We start from the raw sequence: 18,289 nt of genomic DNA on the forward strand, positions 1-18,289 counted from the left end.
CCCGTTTAAGTATCACATGTCGGCGGGTTTGATAATCACTTTCTGCGGCAGAAAAACCAGTAATAACAATTGAAGAGACCGGAGCGCGACGGCTCCGGCAGAAAGATCAGAATTCGACCCGGGCGCCGAAGTTATAGCGACGGCCTTCCAGCATCGAAGACTGGTTATAGGAGGTACGGTAAATCGGGTTAGCATCGAACAGGTTATAGATCCCGGTCATCAGCGTAACGTTCTTGTTCAGATGGTAACGCGCCCCCAGGTCGACCAGCGCGTAGGCGTCCGTTTCGCTCGATTTGCCGATGTCCGGCGAGGTGCTGCGCCAGCTTGCTTTGGTCCACAGCTCGAGGTCGTTCACCGCGTTCCAGGTCAGGGAGACGTTGGCCATGCTTTCCGGGAAATCGCTCAGCGCATAACCTTTGTAATCCCCGCTTTTCTGCTCGCTGTGGGTATACGTATAGTTCGCGTTGGCTCTTAATGATGACGTGACCTGCCAGTCGCCGTTCAGCTCCAGGCCGTAGATCTCAGCGTCGCTGACGTTAAAGTACTGGAAGACGGAATCCGCGACGTAACCATTGTAGGTACACGGCTGCGTATCCGTTGCGGTACAAACCACCTTGTCGCTGATTTTGTCCTTGAATTTGGTGTAGAAGATGGTCGCATCCAGCGCCAGCGCGTCCTGCTGCCAGTACAGGCCCAGCTCGGTGTTGACGCTCTCTTCTGGTTTCAGATCGTCATTACCGATGCCGATCTCAGAATAAGGGTACGCGCCATAGACGCTGGTGAAGCCTTCGTTATTCTGCCGCAGATCCGGTTTCTTATACCCGGCGGATACGCCGCCCTTCAGCGCCCAGCTCTCATCAATGGTCCAGTTGCCGTAGAGCTTAGGCGTGACGTGGTAACCAAAATAGCTGTCGTGATCGAGACGCGCCGAGGTGGTCAGGGTAAAGTCCGGCACAATCATCCATGCGTCTTCTGCAAACACCGCCCAGCCATTACGTGAAATCTCACTCACCGGCGTGACGCCCGGCGCTTCTTTATCCTTAATGCCGAACTCATCATCCAGCTCGTTACGGGTAAAGTTCACGCCCAGCGTCAGCTTGTGGTCGCCCAGCGTAAAGGTGTTGGCGCTGTTCGCTTCGTAGTTCTTCTGGGTAATAAACTGCGATGACATCCCCGGCACGCGGTACTCTGTCTTCGCTTTTTCATAGCTGACGAAGTTCTTCACTTCCAGTATGTCGCCATACCAGGCGTGCTGCGACAGCGAAGCCGCGTCACGGTCAAAGCCCCAGTACCACTGTTTATCGTTATGCGTCTTTTCCTGATTGCCTTTGGTGGCGTTCAGATCCCAAAGCTGGGTGTCGGTCGGCGACATAGAGATCGTCGCATCCAGATTTCCGGACTGATGCTTCACAAAACGCTCATCGTTGATGCTGTCATCGTCACGACGATCGAGATAATCCGCGGCCAGGCTCACCCCAAGTTTACCGGGGATCACCGGGCCCATCAGAAAGGCATTGGTCTGGTTGGTGTTGCCGTACTCGCTCTTCTCCTGCAGGAAGTAGTTATCCTCCAGGACGCCGGTCCATTTATCCAGGTTATAGGCTTTTTTAGTGATGACGTTGACCACGCCGCCGATGGAGTCAGAGCCATACAGCGAGGACATTGGTCCGCGGATCACTTCTATCCGCTCGATGGCAGCCAGCGGCGGCATAAAGGCCGCTTCGGTGCCGATATGGTGGCCGTACGGACGGGATTCACGGGTGGCCTGTTTGATGCCGTTCACCATATAGGAGGTATAGGTGGAGTCCATCCCGCGCATCTGGACATCCCCCGTCGCCAGGCTGCCGTGGCCGTTACCCACCAGGACGCCCGGCATCTCGCGCAGGGCTTCGGTGACGTTCTGGTTCGAGCGGGTATTCAGCTCCTTTTCATTTACCACAGAAATGGTTGCGGGTGCCTCGCGACGCTCCTGGCTGAAGCCGGTCGCGGTCACGACCAGCTCATCTTCGTTAACGGCGGTGGATTCTGCGGCGAAAACGGCCGCAGGAAGGTTAGCCAGGGCGAGCGAAATCGCCACGGCCATGCGTGTCTGCTTTATCACAACAGGATCCTTAGAACTGGGTTAAATCAATCTTGAGCACGTAGTCAGCCTTGTTGGCTTTCTCATCCTGCTTGACGCTGGCATAGAGCGTGCTGGCATCGGCAGACAGCGCCAGGCTGTTTGGCATCGCCGTCGTTTTAATGGTGTGTTTCAGGCAATTGCTGGTCGCGTCGATCACGCTAATCTGGCGATCGTTGCGATGGGTGACGTAGACCTCTTCCCGCGCCGGGTTGTACAGCACGGCAACGGAATTAGGGGTCGGTACGCGATGGAGCAGCTTGCCGGAGTCGAGCTGCACAACCAGCACATCCCTGGTGTTGGTGTCCGCGATATACCCCACCCCTTTGGCGGTGTTCAGCGCGATGTTCAGGAAATAGTGTTCCGGATCGGCAGGATCGACCTTCACGCGGGTCAGCAACTGCGAGGTTTTGCCATCAAGGGTAATCAGTTCGCCGGTGCCGGACACGACATACACCTTGTCGCCCGCCTCATCCACCGCAAAACCGACCGGCTCCAGTTTTTGCAGGGTGTGGGCAAGCGCCTGCTTCTGCGTATCCACCACCCAGAGCAAGCCTTTATCCTTACGCCCTATCCCGGAGACGTACAGACGCTGATGCTTCTTATCCAGCACCACTTCACGAACGTGGGCTCTCTTTTCCGGGTCGGAATCGTCGCTCAGCTGGAGGGTTTTGATGGCTTTGTCGGTACGCGTATCAAGCAGCGTCACTGAGCCTTCCAGCGCGTTACCGAGATAAAGAATATGATTTTCTTCATCCAGCGCGACGGCAAACGTGCGACGTTCCATCGGGATCCTGGCATTAATTTGCAGCGATGGCGCAGCCAGCTTAAAGACTAACCCGTCCGTTTTGTCTTTATCGAATGAAGGCGCAGAGGCAGCATAAACAGCCTGCTGGCCTTTGTCATAGGCCAGTTCATAAACCCCATGGCCAAGCGGCTGAGCGACGAAATCCTTTTCGGTAAAGGCTTTGGCGAATACCGATCCCGTGTTCATCGCCAGGGAAATGGCGAGGGCGCACAGGGTTTTGTTCATTACGGCAGAGGCATTATTCATGTTATTTTTCTTTACAGTTGCTTACGTAAAGAAAAATGATAATGAAAATAACTATCATTAACAATTGCAAATGAACTCAACCACCCTACCAATTTTTGTACTGTTCTACTCCATCCGCCCTATTTTTGCCGCCTGGCTTGCCAGACCACGGAAAATTGCCCCGCTTATCTGCTGTGGGAAATCCGCAGGCAGTTCCGCCGTAACGGTCGCAATGACGTCACCGGTGCGGCTGGCCATCTCTTTCATCAGCTTAAGCGCGGTCTCCTGCGAAAACCCCGCGTGCGCAGCGGTACTGATAAAGTGGCGCGGCTGGATCATCGCGAAATGGTATTGCCGGTTTTTGCCCTGTAGCGCCATCGCCATCTTCGCTTTTTTGGCCGGGATGCTTCCCGCTTCAAACAGGGGAAACGCCGAAATCACATCGTATAAAGGGGCCATGCGAAATGAGGAGTCCGCTTCGATAAACAGGCTGAAATTCTTACCGTGACCGTCGATGGCGGCCAGCATCCAGAACAGGATCTGCGCTTTAAAGAACATCTCACGATCCTGCCCGGCCAGGCGGGAGCCGAGCAGCAGCTTCATGGCCTCGGCGATGCCGGGGCCGCCGTGGGATTCATACTTCAGTGCCGGTGAGACGCCCAGCGCCTGACAAAAATCCTCCTGCGGCAGACGCATCAGCCAGCCGCTGCGGGCCCAGCGGCGATCGAAGCGCTCGATGATCAGCACCTTTTTGCGGCGAAAGGTCGCCATTTCGGCATGGGCAACGGGGAATCCAAAAGCTTTCGCAATGCGCAGGCAGAGCCACTCGTTTTCACAGCTCTCGCTCAGATCGATATTGTTCTGCTCTATCCTGCCGATCGGCAGCTTGAAAATATGGCTGGTTGGCGTACTACCCAGTGGCCGCTGCCAGCGATTCTGATACCACAGCAGCGCCGTTTTCTCCTGGGCGCCAGCCAGCGAGATGCGAAAATCGGCATCCTCTTCGGTCATCCCGAGCGGCGCCATCTGGTAACCCTCGAGTAACGCCGCTATCTGTTTATCATCCAGCGGTTCGGCGACGATATCCATCACCGGGGGAATGTCCAGCCCCGGTGGATAGAGCTGGATGGCGCCGACGCAGTCTCGCCCTACGCTGGCGAGCAGATCAAATGGATGCGCCGTTTCAACCTGAAAACGGGCCTGCATGCGGGCAATAATTGCCTCTGAATCGGGCAACAGATTGCTGAAAAAATTGAAGACCTGCTTCCCGCGTATCCTGCCATGCTGTAGCGGCAGAGACAGCGAGATAGCACGCGCGCCCGGCTCTGCCAGCCACTCGGGGGCATACTCAAAAGACATAGCCCCGCTGCCATCACGGTGCAGCGTTCCCACTATGTCGCCGTTCATGGCAACCGTCAGACGTTGTGCCCGCATCGCTTACCACTCCTTCGTCCATGTACTGGTATCAGGCAGCGTGGAGCCTCTTTTGACCACATGCAGCTCCAGATCCAGCGCCGAGAGGATTTTAAACAGCGTCTCCAGTTTGGTAGATTCCGGCCTGTTCTCGAAATCCGATACCGTGGTTTGTTTGATGCCAACCTGTTCAGCGGTCTCCGATTGCGTTAACTTATTGACCTTACGCTGATCCCGGACAGCCTGTGCCAGTGCGCCTGCCGATGTCACTTTCATGCTTATCCCCCATAGCGGATATACTGAGAAAATCCCCTGTAGGGGATAAATCAAGAATAACCCCTAGAGCGGGTAAATTCAATTTAAGCCCTTTAGAGGATAAAAGCGCCTTTCCTGCCCTTTAGTTCTGCTAAGCAAAACGCATAGCACGATGCTGAGGCAGGAGGATAAAAGAAGCTTATTGTATGTTGTAACTAAATGGTGTTACTTACTCCTTTACAGTATTCATATGCAACTTAATATGCAGTCATTTATATTTCACCTGCTGCAGATACTGATGACAATAACCAGATATGGCGCGCTACTCTATATTTAAAACACTAAGTCTAAAGTATCAGAAATAGCCCCTCACTAATACGAGCAATATATCACAAACTAGCGTGGCGGCAGCCCGTTATTTAACAGGTGACCTCACATAAAATATCGCTTAAGCGAAGCGTGACGCGTAAAAAAAGCGCCACCAGCAGGCGATGATTTTATTCATCTTTTTAAAAACCGAAGCCGAAGCACTCTGAAAAAGGCCGCGCCACACCTGCATCCGCGGCTATCATTGAAAGAGAGGGTAACAGTTTTTCCTCTTTGAGACACAGGATGCAGACATAAAACGGGTGAACGCCGGGCTATTCCTTTTGCCCTATTCCGCTGTTGATGAAAAGTGTGGAGGGTTAATTATGGTCGAATGTTTTAGCAAACGATATGGGTCAATTTTTTCTCGCGCTTATTTTTCACCGTAGGTCTGGGTTATTAATAAACAGGCTTAAACCCAGAGGCCATTAATATTATTTTACCCCCCCCTACGGGAGCCACTCTATGCCGATATTCAGGTCTTTCTGGCAGGCAGGTTTTGAAGGCGCGGATTTTGTCACGCGGGCAGGCAATGCCCTTTCAATGGATAACGCCACGGCACACGACACACAGCACGCCGCAGATTATCGTGCGCTGAATCCGTTCAATATGTGTACGGTAAGAGAGAGCGTTGGCTGGCGCCTGGTCGATAAATCAGGCGGTTACGATTTCACAACCGTCGCCAAAAAGATGATTTCGGCAAAAGACACCGGCGTGCAGGTTTGCTGGACGATCTGTCATTACGGCTTTCCTGACAATATCGATTTTTTCTCAGAGGAATTTGTCTCCCGTTTCGCACATCTGTGCGGGTCTCTGGCCGCTTTTTTGCGCCCCTGGTATGACGAGCCGCCCGTCTATTCCCCGATCAATGAAATCTCCTTCACAACCTGGGGCATTTCGGTGGGGCTTTTCCCCACCTCCCCGCCGGGCATCGGCGAAGGCATGCAGGCCAAACGACAGCTGGTTCGCGCCGCAATAGCGGCCTGTGATGCCATCCGGGCGGCCGACCCAAGGGCGAGAATTTTACATTGCGACCCGCTAATCCATCTGATCTCCCCGGACAGCGATCCTGTCAACATTCAGCAAACCGAGGCGTTGCGTACCGCACAGTTTCAGGCGTGGGACATGCTGACAGGCAGATACGAGCCTGAGCTGGGCGGGCATCCACGCTATCTCGATCTGCTCGGCGCCAATTACTACCACGACAATCAGTGGATGACGGGCAACAACCAACGCCTGCCGTGGCATCTGGGCGATCGTCGCCGACGGCGACTGCATGAAATGTTACAGGAGGCCTGGGAACGCTATCAGCGTCCGATTCTGCTTGCCGAAACGAGCCATGTGGGGAGCGGGCGCGGCGCCTGGATTAAGGATATCGCCTCAGAGGTGGCCCAGGCGCAGCTTGCAGGCGTGGAGATCGCGGGCATTTGCCTTTACCCGATTATTGACCGGCCCGACTGGGAAAACAGCACGCTCTGGCACCATTCGGGCTTGTGGGACCTGTCGCCAGAAAAAGAGAGGCGGCTTAATGCCGTTTATGCACGTGCGCTTATACAAACCCAGTCCCGGCTGGAACACTTTCAACAGTTAACTGGCGTCTTTACCTGCACCAGCACAGAGGTATCAGGCATGGAAAAAATTTATGTGTTTAGTCATCTGCGCTGGGATTTTGTTTTTCAGCGCCCGCAGCATCTGTTGACGCGGCTTGCTCAGCACTATGAGATCCTGTTTATCGAAGAGCCGCTCTGGTCAGCGGGTAAACCGGAGCTGAAGGTATCCCGGCCCGCGCCGAATGTGACCGTCATTCAACCCCATACGCCGTCTACGGAGCCGGGTTTTCACGATGAGCAAATCGCCTGGCTGGAAACGTTGCTATCAGCGATCCGCAAGGAGGATGACACCCCGGTCGTCTGGTTCTACACGCCGATGGCGCTCCCCCTGCTGAAAATCTTTACGCCAGCCGTCGTGGTTTACGACTGCATGGATGAACTGGCCGCCTTTGAGAAAGCGCCCCGCCAGCTTCTGCAACGTGAATCCGCCCTGCTGACGCGCGCGGATATTGTCTTTACCGGTGGTCCAAGTCTGTATGCGGCCAGGAAAGGTCGTCACCCGAACATTCACTGTTTTGCCAGTAGCGTGGACGCAGCGCATTTTGAACAGGCACTGGATCGCGCGAACCACCATCCTCTGCAGGATGAGATTCCCCATCCGCGGCTGGGCTATTACGGCGTGATTGACGAGCGGATGGATCTCACGCTTATCGCCACACTCGCGGACGCGCATCCGGAGTGGCAAATCGTGATGGTCGGCCCGGTAGTGAAGATCGACCCGTCAACCCTGCCGCAAAGAAGCAATATCCATTATCCCGGCATGCAGCCTTACCAGGCCCTGCCTCATTTCCTTGCCGGCTGGGACGTCTGCCTGATGCCGTTTGCGCTGAATGCGTCCACGCGCTTTATTAGCCCGACGAAAGTGCTCGAATACATGGCCGCGCAGCTGCCGGTGGTCAGTACCGCCATTGCCGATGTCGAAAAACCCTATGGCCACGTGGTTGCCGTCGCCCGGGATCATGCCGCCTTTGTCGACGCCTGCGAGCGCGCGCTGGCGCTGTCAGAGGAGGAACGCGTCTCGCAGCGGCAAACCATGCAGGAGATTGTCGCCAGTACCTCCTGGGATAAAACCGTGCAGAAAATGCATGAACTGATTGCGCAGGCGATTGCGCGCCATCAGGCCAGATCAACCGCCGCAGCAGAGGCCGTAAGCGACGACGTCTCTTCCCCACCGGTATTACGTCTTATTCCACCGGCCCGAACCGGTTCTGAAACCGAACGCTGTTTAATTCTGGGTGCCGGGCCAACCGGCCTTAGCGCGGCGTACCATTTTGGCGAAGGCGCAACCCTGCTGGAGCGTAATGACACGGTGGGAGGCCTGTGCCGCTCGGTTCAGGACAAAGGGTTTACCTTCGACTATGCGGGGCACATTATGTTTTCCGCCGATGAAGAGGTGCTGGCGCTATACAACATCCTGCTGGGCGACAACCTTCACTGGCAGATCCGTGAGGCCTGGGTCTATACCGACGGCGTGTACACCCGCTACCCCTTCCAGGGATCGCTTTACGGCTTGCCCGCGCCGGTGATCAAAGAGTGCATTCTGGGCGCCATCGAGGCGCGATACGGCACGGGCGCAGAAGTAAAAAGCATGGCTCCGGGCTGCGACAATAATCATCATGACTGCTGTGCCGATGGCGCAGTGCCGGACTATACCAGTTCAGGCCGGCAGACGTCGCCTGAAGGCAGCTTTGAAGCCTTTATCTATGAGACCTGGGGGAAAGGGATCGCCCGCCATTTTGCGATTCCCTACAACAAAAAATTATGGACGGTACCGCTCTCAGAAATGGAGACCTCATGGCTGGGGGGACGTGTCCCCTTGCCGGACCTGGATCAGATTATCGAGGGGGCGCTGGGCGAAACCGCGAAGCCTATGGGGCCAAATGCGCGTTTCGGCTATCCACTGAAAGGCGGTTTCCAGGCGCTGATGTCAGGTTTTTTACCCCATATTAAGGGCCGCATCGAGACAGGCGCGGAGGTCAGCAAAATCTACGTCAACCAGCACATCGTGGTGCTCTCTGACGGCAGACAGTATCGCTATGAACAGATGATCAGCACCCTGGTGCTGCCGGAACTCATCCGCCTGATGGGCGACGAAGTGCCGCCGGATGTGCGCAAAGCCGCCAAAGGACTGCGTCACGTCTCGGTGCGCTGCGTCAATCTGGGCATTAATCGTGACAATCTGACGGATAAACACTGGATCTACTACGCCGGTAAGACGGTATTTCATCGCATCTTTGTGCAGGGCAACGCCAGCCCCTTCTGTAGCCCGCCGGGCGCGTGCGGCCTGACCTGCGAGATAAGCTACTCCCCGGATAAACCTCTGCCCGCCGACGGACAGGCACTGATCGACAGATGTATTCAGGAGTGCATTGACGTGGGGATCATCTCGCAGAGTGATGAGATCGTCACCAGCAATCAAATCGATATCCCTTACGCCTATGTCATTTATGACCAGCATCGTAAAGAGAACGTTGAGGTGATAAGGAAATGGCTGCTGCTGCACGGCATCACTCTGGCCGGACGTTACAGCGAATGGGAGTACTACAATTCAGACCATGCCTTTATCGCCGGAAAAACGGCGGTGGAAAAGGTGCGGCAGTCTGCGTACCGGACTCCGTTTCGTAGTGGTCTACACTCCCGGGCGTAAAAAACCCTGACAGAAGGTCTGCCGCGCAGCGACGCGGCCATTCTGGCGCAGTAACGCATCAGGCAGAGGCTATTCCTCCCTGTCCTCTGCCTGCTATCGGATCTTACCGCTGAACAATCGGAACCCCCAGGTGTTGTACAGCAGCGTCAGCGGTGCCAGCAGCACAAAACTTATCAGCAGAAAACGTTGCGTCTGTGGCGGGGCCGCAGCCTGTTGAACCGTGAGGGTTGCCGGCACAATCCATGGATAAAGGGTAAATACCAGCGCGCCAAACGCACAGCTGACCAGCATCAGGATCGCGGCAAGGGGTAAAAATTCAGCGCGGCGCGTCAGGCCAAACCACAGCAAAAGCGTGCCTGCCACCACGCCAGAGGCAAACGGCAACCAGACCCGGGGATCCTGCAGATGCAGACGCCAGGCCGCCTGGAACTGAATACTCCAGAACAGTACGCCGAACAACAGCACCAGGGTTATCGCCGCCAGCCAGGGGATCGCCCGCCGCGCCCGGAGCATCAGCGCCCCGGTCCCGCGCCAGAGCAGCCAGCCTTCGCCCATCAGGCAGTATGCAACCACCAGCGTCAGGCCGCAGAATAGCGGAAACGGGCTTAACCACTCCCATCCCGACCCGGTAAACTGCTGCCCATCCGTGGGGATCGTCTGGATCAGACTCCCGACAATCACCCCCTGCGCAAGCGTAGCCACCAGTGACCCCGCCACCAGCATCCCGTCGAACAGCTTAGGCGCGCTGGCGCGATACTCAATCGCCATCCCGCGTACGACAAGGGCCAGCACCAGCATGAAGACCGGCACATATAACGCGCTGAGGATAATGGCATAGGCCACGGGAAACAGGCCAAAGAGACTGCCCGCTGCCAGCACCAGCCAGGTTTCATTCCCATCCCAGATGGGCAGGAGCGAAAGCACAATCTTATGCCGGGAGTCTTCGTCGCGCTGAAAGGCGCACAGCATGCCGCTCCCGAGGTCCGTCCCGTCCAGCAGAACGTAGAACCACAGGCTCAGCACCAGCGAGGCCGCCGACAATACGTGTAAAATCGGTTCGTCCATCAACTCATGCATCGTATTCCCCCCTGCCCGTGCGTCGGGCCACATCGGGTTCCGCCCCCTCTTCTTCTGGCTCCGGGGGTCTGGCTAGCAGGCGCAACAGAAACCACATTCCCAGCCCGAACAGCAGCAGATAAAGCGTGACGATCAGAATAAACGAGCCGAGAACGATCTGCGCTCCCAGGGGAGAGAGACTCTCTGACGTGCGCACCAGGCCGTAGACGGTCCAGGGCTGCCGTCCGGCTTCCGTCACTATCCACCCCGCCAGCATGGCAATAAAACCGGCGGGCGCCATCACCACCATCAGACGCAGAAGCCAGCGCGTCTGCCAGAGTCGCCCTCGCAACCGGATAACCAGCCCGCTCGTCCCTGCCACCAGCATCAGCATCCCGAGCGCCACCATAATGCGAAAGGCCCAGAACACGAGCGGCACCCAGGGCAGTTCATCTGCGGGATATTGATTAAGACTATGGATAGTACCCTGCAGGTTGTGGCGCAGGTAAAGAGAGCCGATATCCGGAATAGCCAGCTCATAGCGATTACGGTGCAGCGACATATCGGGTAACGCAAAGAGCCGCAGGGGTTCGCCACGCCCTGGTGGAGGCGGATCCCAGCTTCCTTCGATGGCGGCCAGCTTCACCGGCTGATGGTCCCGGGTATTTTCCCCGTGCAGGTCTCCCAGCACGATTTGCAGCGGCGCCATTACCAGCAGCGTCCACATTGCCAGCGAGAACATACGCCGCGCCGCCGGATGCCGGGGTTCGCGCAGCAGATGCCACGCCCCGCAGGCCGCCACCAGACAGGCCGTTCCCAGCATGGCCGCCATGACCATATGCCCCATTCGCCAGGGGAAAGAGGGATTGAAAATCACCGCCCACCAGTCAACAGGAATAAAGCGGCCATCAGCCCCCGTCAGATACCCGTCCGGCGTCTGCATCCAGGAATTGGCCGCGAGGATCCAGAAGGCGCTGAACAACGACCCCAGCGCCACAATGCAGGTCGCCATGAAGTGGATCCCCGGACGCACCTTATTCATCCCGAACAGCATCACCCCCATAAAGCCCGCTTCGAGAAAGAAGGCGACCAGCACTTCCATGTACAGCATCGGCCCCAGTACCGCTCCGGTCCGGCTGGCCAGCCCACTCCAGTTGGTGCCAAACGAGAACTCCATTACCACCCCGGTCACCACGCCTACCGCCACAGTAAGGGCAAACACCTTACTCCAGTAGCGCCAGAGACTGAGCCACACCTTCTGTTTGCGCCACAGCCACAGCCCTTCCAGCACCATCAAAAACTGCGCCAGCCCGAGGGTAAAGGCTGCCAGCACGATGTGAAAGCTGATGGTAAAGGCAAACTGGCCGCGGGCCAGCAGGAGTGCCGTTTCGGGCGTCATGGCAGCGCATACGCCATCAACGCATCCCCTGAACGGGTGCCAAGCCCGCCGTGACCGCCAGCGGCAATCACTACGTACTGCTTCCCGTTCCCGGCCTGATAGGTCATTGGCGTCGCCTGCCCGCCCGCAGGCAGCCGGGTGCGCCAGAGCTCTTTTCCACTGGCCTCATCAAAGGCTCGCAGGTAGTCATCCGCCGTGGCGCCGGTAAAGATCAGCCCGCTCCGGGTGATGACGTTTCCGCCCATCATAAAGATGCCCGTTGGCAGCGGCACGTTGGTGTGCGTCCCGAAAATGTTCATATCCCGGGTAGTGCCCGCCGGACGTTCCCAGATGATTTTTTTACTGACCAGATCGATGGCGTAAATTTTCCCCCACGGCGGCGCATTACAGGGGGCATCCAGCGCGCTGAGCCAGGGCTTAACGATAGCCGCCCAGGGCGTACCGTACTGCGGCCCGACGGCAAACTCTTTCGGCTTAGGATAGGATTGTCCGCTTCCCCATCCCGACCAGGGTTTCATTAAGCCTTTCTGAATGGCTTGCTCACTTCTCATGATCTCCATGGTGAACGGAATGTAGCTGGTATTGGCAATCAGCACATGGTGAAGCGGGTCCACGGAGGCGCCATACCAGTCAATCACCCCATCGAAGGCGGGAAAGGCGATGGACGTTCCCTCTGCGGGAGGCGTAAACCTGCCCTGATAGCGGTACTGATGGAACTGGATCCGGCACAGCAGCTGGTCAAACGCCGTCGCGCCCCACATATCCGTTTCCCGCAGATCGGCAGGTGCCAGATCCGGCATGCCGACAGAATCCGGCTGAACAGGCGACAGCCGCTCCCCCGGAAGTGACGGTGTCACGGGAACCGGTTTTTCATTAACTGCGGCAAGCGGCTTTCCGGTGCGCCTGTCCAGCAGGAAAAGTTGTCCCATCTTGGTGGTCTGCACCAGTGCCGGGGTTATCCCGCCGTTACCATCAGGAAGATCGAAAAGCGTCGGGCCGATGGGCACATCATAGTCCCAGACATCGTGATGCACCGTCTGGTAGTGCCAGCGCTCTTTGCCTGTGCGGATATCCAGCGCCACCAGCGAACTGGAGTAAATCTCGTCAAAGTCGCGCCGTCTGGCGCCGTAATAGTCGGGGGTGGCATTACCGACAGGAATGTAAACCAGCCCCAGCTGCGGATCCGCGGTATAGGTGCCCCAGCCGTTAGGCGTGCCGCGGGTATACTCTTCGCCAGGTTTCAGCGGCGCGTTGGCGGGATTACGTCCCATATCCCAGGCCCAGACAAGTTTGCCGCTTTGGGTGTCATAGGCCCGCACCACGCCGGAGGGTTCGCCAGTGGACTGGTTATCATAGATCCAGCCGCCAAGAACGATCCGTCCGTCCATAACCAGCGGCTGGGAGGTGATGAAGTGGAAACCCGGCGGAACCTCGCCCAGATGGTCCGTCAGGCTGACAAAACCCTGGCTGCCAAAACGGCGACAGGGTTTGCCCGTTTCGGCATTCAGCGCCACCAGCCGGGCATCGGTGGTGGTGGTAATGACCTTTTGCGGACAGTCAGTGTCAGCAGGATCCTCACTCCAGGCCACGCCCCGACAGGCCAGATACTCATTGGCCGAGGTATCGCTTTGCGGATCGAACCTCCACAGCGGCTTGCCGGAGGTTGCATTGAGGGCGATAACCTGTCGGTGCGGGGTGCAGATATAAAGTACATCCCCCACTTTCACCGGCGTCACCTCAAGGTTAAATTCGCGACCGGCTTTATCCTCCCCTACGCGTTTCACATCCCCGGAATCAAAGCGCCACGCCAGCTGCAGCTGGCTGACATTCTCCGGGGTAATTTGCGTCAACGGGGAAAAACGCTGCCCGTCGGCGGTGCGGCCATAGTATTTCCAGTCATTATCGCCCCGCGACACCTGCGCCGCATCCCTCGCCGGAAACGGCTGGGGATGGATAAACCGGGTATCGGAGATGTGCCAGCCAAAGTAAAAGATAGCGGCGATGGCGGCGAGATAGATCCCGCCTGCGGCCATCCCTTTGTGCCTGGCCGGGGGCGTGAGGGCGAGCTGGCGCATCACCCAGGGCATACTGATCCACACCCCCAGTACCGCAACCACCAGCAGGCGGGGCATCAACTGCCAGCCATCCAGCCCCACCTCCCATATTGCCCAACCTGCGCAGGCAAGAAACATCAGCAGATAGAGCCAGACGCCAGAAAACCGCTGGCGGAACAGCAGCACTCCGCTGATAAAAAAGCCGACACCCAGCAGGAGAAAAATAAGCGTACCGCCAACGAACGCCAGCCAGCCGCCCAGTACGATGTATGCGAGCCCAACAAGGGCAACCAGAGAGCCGGTCAATACAGCCCAAAGACGAGAGGATATCTGCTGCATAGCCACCTTCTTTGTAAATTAACGTCAATAAAGTCTAAGAAACTTTTTGGGGGATGCACAAAGAAAGTGGTCGGAAAGTCGCCAGGGCAGACATTTTGCCAGTCTCCACGGCATTGACTTCCCTCCGAATAGAACGACAATAAATGTTCCCGGCGAAATTTGTATAATGGAGCTTATCATCATCGCCTGTTCATCTCGTTCCCGGCTAGCCACCCACCTTAAAGGTTCCGGCATGCTTATCGCATGGGCGCTTTTACTGGTCAGTTGCAGCTCAACCCCACCCAAATCCCTGGTCACTCCGCTGCCCCCCGTGGCGAAACATCCGTTGCCTGATAAAACCGCGAACCACCAGCCGGTGCGCGGCGTCTGGCTGACCACCGTCTCCCGTCTCGACTGGCCGCCGCAGGCGTCAGTGAACGGCCGGAGCGCCGAATCGCGAATTGCCATGCAGCAAAAGGCGCTGACCGACAAGCTGGATAACCTGAAAAGCCTCGGGATCAATACCGTATTTTTCCAGGTGAAACCGGACGGTACGGCCCTGTGGCCGTCAAAAATATTGCCGTGGTCAGATATGCTGACCGGCAAAATTGGTCAAGACCCGGGCTACGATCCCCTGCAATTTATGCTCGATGAAGCGCACAAGCGCGGGATGAAAGTTCACGCCTGGTTTAACCCCTACCGCGTGACGACCAATACCCGCCCCGGTACGATCGCAGAGCTGAATCGTACCCTGACGCTGCATCCGCCGAGCGTGTATGTTCTGCACCGGGAGTGGATCCGTACCGCGAGCGATCGTTTTGTCCTCGACCCCGGTATTCCGGAGGCGCGGGACTGGATCACCAGCATTGTGGCCGAAGTGGTATCCCGTTATCCCGTCGACGGGGTGCAGTTTGATGACTACTTCTATGCCGAGTCCGCGGGTTCGAAGCTGAACGACAGTCAGACGTACCGGCAGTATGGTCAGGGCTTTGACTCGAAAGCCGACTGGCGACGCAACAACACCCAGCAGCTGATTACTCAGGTATCACGCACCATTAAGCAGTTAAACCCGAACGTGGAGTTTGGCGTAAGCCCGGCGGGCGTCTGGCGTAACCGCTCCCACGATCCGGCCGGATCCGACACTCGCGGGGCTGCGGCTTACGACGAGTCCTATGCCGATACCCGTCGCTGGGTGCAGCAGGGCCTGCTGGACTATATCGCCCCTCAGCTTTACTGGCCTTTTGCCCGGGATGCGGCGCGCTATGACGTACTGGCAAAATGGTGGGCTAACGTGGTGAAGCCGACCCATACGCGCCTCTATATTGGCGTGGCGCTGTACAAAGTGGGCGAACCCTCAAGCAAAGAGCCCGACTGGACGGTGAACGGCGGCGTGCCGGAGCTGAAAAAACAGCTCGATCTGAACGAATCCGAGCCGCATATCGACGGCACGATTTTGTTCCGCGAGGACAATCTTAATCAGCCCCAGGCGCGGGATGCGGTGCGGTATTTAAGGACGCGCTGGGGATCGTAAAGGGTAACGGTTAATCGAGGCATCTCAGAAAGAGTCCATGGAATACATGGGCTCTATATTTTTATCCATTATGCTGCTTCTTCCTCCATGCGCCTGCCTGTTTCTGGAACAAACCTTTACTGCACCAGTTAATTAAGCAAAATTCGATTCTTTTTGCGCCCGTCACGATGCAATCCTCACCAGGGATCGCGCCGCTGTGGATGCAACCACTGAGATTAAGGCTACGCTGACCATGGCCGGATGGTCGGTACGCCAATCGATCCCAACGACATGCATGCCATTGCCGCCTGCGCCGTGCTGGCGACAAACAACGTGCGTGAGTTCGAGCCTGTGCCTGGACGGGTACTGGAAGACTGGGCTGGCTGACGGAAGAAAGAATCCTGAAAACCGTAATGTCCGGTCTGTGCCAGAAGCGGAAGTTGATAAAACAGTACTCAATCAGTTAGTGATCATGATCAGCACTCCGTTGATTGGATAAGAGAAAACAAACCTGTATATTTTGAGATGCGGGCTAATTGCTTTTTTAAAATGTTATAGATTGAGTTGGTGCGAATAAAGTAGATTAATTTCAGGTTAATTAGATGGAAGGTTGCTTGAGGCAACTTCCCTTGTTGCGAACTGAACTTTATGTTGGGGATTGGGATGGGACGGAGATCAGGATTTGAAGGTTTTATACGTGCTACAGGCAGAGCCGTAGCAGCAGCAGAGCGTGAACGTAAGAGAGCAGAGCGCCATCAGTTTGCCGAGGCTCGCCGAATAGAGCGCGAAATAAAGCGTGATAATGCTCAGAAACTTCGCGAGCAAAAGGAGGCTGATAAGTTAGCAAAAGCCATGTATTTGGAAGAACGTCAAGATGAAGTTTCCGATCTTAACGCTGAGCTGAACGAGACTATCTCCGCGCTTTCAACACTTCTGGAACATACTCTCGAATTTGATGATTCGATTGATTTTTCGGCACTGAAAAAACATCCAAAATTCGAAGACTTCAAAACACCTAAGCATCTCTTACCAGACCCGGAGCCAGAGATAAAAGTTGTGCATGCTCCAGCTGCATGGAAGTCTATTTTCCCATGGGTAAAGAACAGATATTATCGAGAATTGCAGCAGGCAGAAGAATCTTTCAATAAAAGTAAGGAAGATCATTCAATTAAACTTTTAAGCCAGAAAGTTGAGCTTGATGCTTTAGTTGCTGATTATCAGGCCCGAAGAACTGCTTACCTCGAAGAAATAAAAAGTCAGCACGACGAAGTTGACCTGTTTGAGCAAGACTACCTTAACTGCGATCCTGACAGCGTGTTGGCATATTGCGAAATGGTGTTGACACGGTCTGAATATCCTGAGAACGGCTTCCCACAAGCCTTTAGGTTGGCCTATTTACCTGACAGTAAGGAGTTGTTGGTTGAATACAACTTACCTGATATTGCAATAGTACCGCGTGAGTTGGAATACAGATATGTCAAAACGAGAGATGCCATTGATGCCAAGGCGCGAAAGATTGGCGAGATCAAAGAACTCTATCAAAACATAATCGCCGCGATCACACTCCGCACAATGCATGAGCTTTTCGAAGCTGACAAGGCATCTGCTTTAACATCAGTTCTGTTTAACGGTGTAATCGAAACTATCGATCCTACAAGCGGGCATGACACTAAAGTCACATTAGTATCTGCCCGTGCTTACAAGGACGATTTTATGCAAATAAAACTCGAAAGGGTTGAAAAGAGTGCATGCCTTAGAAGTTTAGGTGCACAAGTTTCAGGGCGGCCAGATGAACTTCAGGCAGTAAAGCCTATTATCGAATTTAACATGGTTGATAAACGCTTTATTGAACAAGGTGATGCTTTATCTGCCCTTGAAACACGACCAAACCTTATGGAACTTTCACCGTCAGAATTTGAGGTATTAGTATCAAATCTTTTCACCCAAATGGGACTGGATACCAAACTCACCAGAGGTACGAAAGACGGTGGCGTTGATGCGGTGGCATTCGACACACGCCCGATACTCGGTGGCAAAGTGGTGATTCAGGCTAAAAGATATAAAGATACTGTCGGTGTCAGTTCTGTTAGAGATCTTTATGGAACAATGATGAATGAAGGTGCTAACAAAGGTATTCTGGTGTGTACAAGTCAATACGGTAAAGATGCATATCGTTTCTGCGAAGACAAACCAATCGAACTCATAGATGGAGCCGGACTTCTCTACCTCTTAAAAGAGCATGCTGGGATATCAGCACGCATCAACCCCAATTTTTAATTACTTTTCCAGACTCGGTATAATGTTTGTCGCGAATGTTTGAAATTAGAAATTCAGCACAAGATTTCTAAACGAGTAAATCAAGGATATTAGCTTAGGGCAGAGTTTCCTGCCCATTTTGTTATCCCATTAAACCAACCTGCTACCCGTTGATTACTATATCGCAATAACTGTAAATACCCCTCAAATCCGCATATTCTCTTTAGAGAGTAGATAACGCTACTTTGGCAGC

Annotated in this window: 10 protein-coding genes and 1 pseudogene; 4 read left to right on the forward strand and 7 right to left on the reverse strand. The window is 55.3% G+C overall.

Annotated elements, in window-relative coordinates:
* Nucleotides 1-106: 106 nt before the first annotated feature.
* The 4 genes from NB069_RS11050 to NB069_RS11065 form a co-directional block, all read right to left on the reverse strand.
* Entirely contained in the window at nt 107-2,101 is a 1,995-nt protein-coding gene (locus NB069_RS11050) for a TonB-dependent receptor domain-containing protein (RefSeq protein ID WP_250589388.1), read from the reverse strand.
* A gap of 10 nt (nt 2,102-2,111) precedes the next feature.
* Nucleotides 2,112-3,173 (reverse strand): YncE family protein, encoded by a 1,062-nt coding sequence (locus NB069_RS11055; RefSeq protein ID WP_250589389.1) that lies wholly within the window; start codon nt 3,171-3,173, stop codon nt 2,112-2,114.
* A 105-nt stretch (nt 3,174-3,278) separates the two neighbouring features.
* Nucleotides 3,279-4,586: a type II toxin-antitoxin system HipA family toxin gene (locus NB069_RS11060; RefSeq protein WP_250589390.1), complete on the reverse strand. Its 1,308-nt coding sequence runs from the start codon at nt 4,584-4,586 to the stop codon at nt 3,279-3,281.
* Nucleotides 4,587-4,589: 3 nt separating this feature from the next.
* On the reverse strand, nt 4,590-4,841 hold the full coding sequence (locus NB069_RS11065) for a helix-turn-helix domain-containing protein (RefSeq protein WP_250589391.1): 252 nt from the start codon (nt 4,839-4,841) through the stop codon (nt 4,590-4,592).
* 810 nt (nt 4,842-5,651) lie between these two features.
* Between NB069_RS11065 and NB069_RS11070 the strand changes: the two genes are divergently transcribed.
* A complete protein-coding gene (locus NB069_RS11070) occupies nt 5,652-9,443 on the forward strand; it encodes an NAD(P)-binding protein (RefSeq protein WP_250589392.1) in 3,792 nt (1,263 codons plus the stop codon).
* Between the two features lie 93 nt (nt 9,444-9,536).
* Here the strand turns inward: NB069_RS11070 and cydB are convergent, their stop codons facing one another.
* The 3 genes from cydB to NB069_RS11085 are packed head-to-tail and all read right to left on the reverse strand — an operon-like array spanning nt 9,537 to nt 14,291.
* A complete protein-coding gene (gene cydB / locus NB069_RS11075; RefSeq protein WP_250589393.1) occupies nt 9,537-10,520 on the reverse strand; it encodes a cytochrome d ubiquinol oxidase subunit II in 984 nt (327 codons plus the stop codon).
* On the reverse strand, nt 10,513-11,898 hold the full coding sequence (locus NB069_RS11080) for a cytochrome ubiquinol oxidase subunit I (protein WP_250589394.1): 1,386 nt from the start codon (nt 11,896-11,898) through the stop codon (nt 10,513-10,515). The genes cydB and NB069_RS11080 overlap by 8 nt, the downstream gene beginning before the upstream one ends.
* Nucleotides 11,895-14,291 carry a membrane-bound PQQ-dependent dehydrogenase, glucose/quinate/shikimate family gene (locus tag NB069_RS11085; RefSeq protein WP_250589395.1) on the reverse strand — a complete coding sequence of 799 codons (2,397 nt, stop codon included), beginning with the start codon at nt 14,289-14,291 and terminating at the stop codon, nt 11,895-11,897. The genes NB069_RS11080 and NB069_RS11085 overlap by 4 nt, the downstream gene beginning before the upstream one ends.
* A gap of 232 nt (nt 14,292-14,523) precedes the next feature.
* On the opposite strand from NB069_RS11085, the gene NB069_RS11090 reads away from it, so the two are divergent.
* The 3 genes and pseudogenes from NB069_RS11090 to NB069_RS11100 all read left to right on the forward strand — a co-directional run bounded on the left by NB069_RS11090 (nt 14,524) and on the right by NB069_RS11100 (nt 18,057).
* The gene (locus NB069_RS11090; RefSeq protein WP_250589396.1) at nt 14,524-15,801 is read left to right on the forward strand and encodes a glycoside hydrolase family 10 protein; all 1,278 of its coding nucleotides are present in this window, start codon (nt 14,524-14,526) and stop codon (nt 15,799-15,801) included.
* Between the two features lie 145 nt (nt 15,802-15,946).
* Nucleotides 15,947-16,167 (forward strand): annotated as a pseudogene (locus NB069_RS11095) (VapC toxin family PIN domain ribonuclease); the annotation flags it as partial.
* 276 nt (nt 16,168-16,443) lie between these two features.
* Complete coding sequence (locus NB069_RS11100) at nt 16,444-18,057, forward strand: restriction endonuclease (protein ID WP_350223415.1); 1,614 nt, start codon at nt 16,444-16,446, stop codon at nt 18,055-18,057.
* Nucleotides 18,058-18,289: the final 232 nt, after the last annotated feature.

It is taken from the genome of Leclercia adecarboxylata (assembly GCF_023639785.1).
Classification (GTDB): Bacteria; Pseudomonadota; Gammaproteobacteria; order Enterobacterales; family Enterobacteriaceae; genus Enterobacter; species Enterobacter adecarboxylatus_D.

Excerpts from the sequence above, each read along its gene's own strand:
- NB069_RS11100 (WP_350223415.1), top strand. The coding sequence starts at position 16,444 with ATGGGACGGAGATCAGGATTTGAAGGTTTTATACGTGCTACAGGCAGA.
- NB069_RS11065 (WP_250589391.1), bottom strand. The coding sequence starts at position 4,841 with ATGAAAGTGACATCGGCAGGCGCACTGGCACAGGCTGTCCGGGATCAG.
- NB069_RS11085 (WP_250589395.1), bottom strand. The coding sequence starts at position 14,291 with ATGCAGCAGATATCCTCTCGTCTTTGGGCTGTATTGACCGGCTCTCTG.
- NB069_RS11055 (WP_250589389.1), bottom strand. The coding sequence starts at position 3,173 with ATGAATAATGCCTCTGCCGTAATGAACAAAACCCTGTGCGCCCTCGCC.
- NB069_RS11090 (WP_250589396.1), top strand. The coding sequence starts at position 14,524 with ATGCTTATCGCATGGGCGCTTTTACTGGTCAGTTGCAGCTCAACCCCA.
- NB069_RS11060 (WP_250589390.1), bottom strand. The coding sequence starts at position 4,586 with ATGCGGGCACAACGTCTGACGGTTGCCATGAACGGCGACATAGTGGGA.
- NB069_RS11070 (WP_250589392.1), top strand. The coding sequence starts at position 5,652 with ATGCCGATATTCAGGTCTTTCTGGCAGGCAGGTTTTGAAGGCGCGGAT.
- cydB (WP_250589393.1), bottom strand. The coding sequence starts at position 10,520 with ATGCATGAGTTGATGGACGAACCGATTTTACACGTATTGTCGGCGGCC.
- NB069_RS11080 (WP_250589394.1), bottom strand. The coding sequence starts at position 11,898 with ATGACGCCCGAAACGGCACTCCTGCTGGCCCGCGGCCAGTTTGCCTTT.